The sequence below is a fragment of the Lachnoanaerobaculum sp. MSX33 genome, assembly GCF_000512995.1.
GTDB lineage: Bacteria > Bacillota > Clostridia > Lachnospirales > Lachnospiraceae > Lachnoanaerobaculum.
Window position 1 is genome coordinate 1 of record NZ_AZXX01000019.1, and the last position, 525, is coordinate 525.

The 525-nt window shown below is 39.0% G+C and carries 1 protein-coding gene; it reads right to left on the bottom strand.

Going from position 1 to position 525, the window contains the following annotated elements; genetic code table 11:
- Positions 1-525: hypothetical protein (locus tag HMPREF1495_RS13825; protein WP_034211657.1), on the bottom strand; the 525-nt coding region annotated here is incomplete at both ends.

Here is a 525-nt window from a genome sequence, read left to right on the forward strand (position 1 = left end):
ACCTTTGTAGGTGTTGCAGGTGGAAGTACAGGCATTGTTCCTGTAAACTCTCCGGTTGTATTATTTGTTATACTTCCCAGTGTTGTAGGATTTTGATCTACGCTTGAGCTTGTGTCCCAAACATATCCGTATATCTTTTCAAGATTTGCTCCTGATGTCGGTAATCCTTCCACAAATGTTGTTCCCGCCATATGTGGCACAACCTCACTTGCAAGTACCGTATTATCAACTCTGTCAAAGTATCTCTTTATCAGGTTGTTTCCTGAATCATTTGTATACTTAAATACTATTGTTACATTCTGGTTAGGCATCTTTGCAACAAAGTTACCGTTTGCCAAATCTTCATCAATTATCAGGTTATTTACTCCGTCATCAATACCGATTGTATATAGCGGTGTTGAAGGAGCTGTTCTACCCTGTGTAACTGTAAATGTAGAATATGAGAATCCTGTAATATCATTCTTCTTTGCAGCACTAATCTGCTGCTCTGCCAGTCTTGTTACCGTTGTTGTAGGTGCTATTACA